Annotated in this window: 3 protein-coding genes; all 3 read left to right on the top strand. The window is 66.4% G+C overall.

Translation table 11 applies throughout. The annotated features are described in order from the left end of the window. Nucleotides 1–70: 70 nt before the first annotated feature. The 3 genes from VGH54_RS12070 to VGH54_RS12060 are packed head-to-tail and all read left to right on the top strand — an operon-like array spanning nt 71 to nt 1,798. Nucleotides 71–373 carry a hypothetical protein gene (locus VGH54_RS12070; protein ID WP_331512231.1) on the top strand — a complete coding sequence of 101 codons (303 nt, stop codon included), beginning with the start codon at nt 71–73 and terminating at the stop codon, nt 371–373. Between the two features lie 10 nt (nt 374–383). Continuing rightward, nucleotides 384–1,346 carry a hypothetical protein gene (locus VGH54_RS12065; protein WP_331512230.1) on the top strand — a complete coding sequence of 321 codons (963 nt, stop codon included), beginning with the start codon at nt 384–386 and terminating at the stop codon, nt 1,344–1,346. Beyond that, nucleotides 1,343–1,798 carry a hypothetical protein gene (locus tag VGH54_RS12060; RefSeq protein WP_331512229.1) on the top strand — a complete coding sequence of 152 codons (456 nt, stop codon included), beginning with the start codon at nt 1,343–1,345 and terminating at the stop codon, nt 1,796–1,798. The genes VGH54_RS12065 and VGH54_RS12060 overlap by 4 nt, the downstream gene beginning before the upstream one ends. The last annotated feature ends 3 nt before the right edge of the window (nt 1,799–1,801 follow it).

The following is a 1,801-nucleotide window of genomic DNA, read 5'->3' as shown; positions in this document are numbered from 1 at the left end:
ACCGAATGGCACGCCGGGCCGCCGCGGACGGCGACCAAGATCGGACGGCCGAAACTCTGAGGAGCAGCTCGTGACCGATGTGAGCATGTCCGTCACCGACACCGAACCGGTCCTCGTCCCCGTCTCCACTCTGACCAACGGTGTGCCCACCGATCCGACCGGCAACGCGGTGCAGATGGGATTCGCACCGGCAGCGGGCACCGTGACGTACTTCGCGGCGACGTGGGAGACGTGGCCCGGGCCCGCGTACTACGCCAAGTGTTCAGTCGGCCCGACCGGCACCGCGACCCTGACCCCTGGCACCTATGAGATCTGGATCAGCCTCGGCAACGGTGTGAAGCGCGCCGCCGGCACTCTCACCATCCAACCGTAAGGAGGCTGTCGTGCAGCAACGAGTCTTGCAGGGCACCCCTGCGGTGCTGACGATGACGCTCGAGGACCAGGACGGCACTCCGGTGGCGGCGTCCGGAGCGCTGACTGTGGCCGTCACACAGGCCGATGGGACGTCGGTGATAGCAGCGGGCACCGCGACGAGCTCACCGAGCACGGGTGTCTACACCGTGCCGCTGACCGCGGCGAATACTGCAGCCCTCAACCTGCTCACCGCGGTATGGACCGACGCCGGCCCCAACGCGCGCACCGTCACCACGAAGCACGAGATCGTCGGCGGCTACTACTTCAACCTCGCCGACGCGCGGGCGTCCAACGACACACTCATCGCCAACTCGTCGAAGTACCCCGATGCGCTGCTGCTCGCCACCCGCCAGGAGGTCGAGGAGGAAGCGGAGCGGATCTGTGACGTGGCGTTCGTGCCGCGGTATCGGCGCGAGATCCTCGACGGTCTCGCCACACCGGAGATCATCCTGGGCGCGAACATGATCCGCACCGTCCGCTCGGTGAAGATCTACCCAGTACCGGGCGGCACGCAGTTCCTCACGCTCACCGCCGCACAACTGGCGGGGCTGCGGTGGGACCCCGACGGCATGCTGCACCGCACCGACTTCGGATTCTTCGACGAGGGCCGCGGCAACATCGTCATCGAATACGAGCACGGCTGGGACCAGCCGCCGGCCGACGTGCGCCGCGCCGCGCTGACCCGCCTGCGATCGCGGCTGAACTTCGAGAAGTCCGGCGTCAACGAGCGGGCCACGACGTTCACCGCCGACAACGGACAGTCGTACAAGCTCGCAACGGCTGATGCCTTCTCCACCGGCATCCCGGACGTGGACGCAGCGTATGACCGCTACTCGTTCCGCGAGCGCGGCAGCGCCGGCATGAGGGCCGCCTCGCGGCCGCTGAACCTGGACCCGCAGCGGTACTCGGTGTTCCACGGCGGAGTCCGATGACAGATTCGCCGTCTGTATCCACCGTGCCTGCGGCGAAGGTCAAGCTGGTCGAGATCTTCAAGAACTTCCCGGACCTCACCGGCGTGACTGTCGACTACGGCGACCCCGGCATCGCGAAGCTGGAGAACGAGCACATCTGGATCGGCGACTCCGGACCGGAGAACACCGCGTACGCCCCCTACGGCCAGCTGAAGATGCAAGAGGAGTACGTCCTCAAGTTCGCCATCCACATTTCCAAGCCCGGCTATACGCAGCAGGAAGCGACCGAACGGGCCTTCGCTCTGTACTCGGCGATCGCGGTCGGGCTGCGCCCACTGCTCCGTACCCCGACTGTCATCGCCAAGGGCGTCTGGTCCTTCACGGTCTCGTGGAATCAGTTCCTCGAGTTCGTCAGCGACCAGGGCTACACGGCATACATCGACGCGCAGATCGACATCAAGGCACGCATCTGATGC

It is taken from the genome of Mycobacterium sp. (genome assembly GCF_036488105.1).
In the GTDB taxonomy this organism is placed as follows: Bacteria; Actinomycetota; Actinomycetes; order Mycobacteriales; family Mycobacteriaceae; genus Mycobacterium.
The sequence above is the reverse complement of the archived record's forward strand: the minus strand, read 5'-3'. Positions and strand labels throughout refer to the sequence as shown.